Below are 250 nucleotides of genomic sequence, written 5' to 3'. Positions count from 1 at the left end.
CAGCGCGCTCTGCACCAGGGATTGTTTCAGCTTGAGCTGGGCCGGATAGGCCAGCGGGCGCACCTGACAGCCACCGCACTCGGTGTTGGGGCAGAAATCGGGAACCCTGTCGGCGGACGGCTGGGTCAGCTCGACCAGCTTGCCGTGCAGATAGTTCGGCTTGACCTCGGTCAACTCGACCAGCGCCTGCTCACCGGGCAGCAGACCCTCGACAAACAGGGGGCGATCGAACAGGCGACCCTTGCCATCC

General features: G+C 65.2%; 1 protein-coding gene. It reads right to left on the bottom strand.

Annotated elements, in window-relative coordinates; all coding sequences use genetic code 11:
• The coding region (locus tag B4920_RS27240) for a TRAM domain-containing protein (RefSeq protein ID WP_139379741.1) at positions 1-250 on the bottom strand (250 nt) is incomplete at both ends.

Source organism: Zoogloea sp. LCSB751 (assembly GCF_002028455.1).
Classification (GTDB): domain Bacteria; phylum Pseudomonadota; class Gammaproteobacteria; order Burkholderiales; family Rhodocyclaceae; genus Zoogloea.
This window is presented reverse-complemented; position numbering and strand designations above follow the sequence as displayed.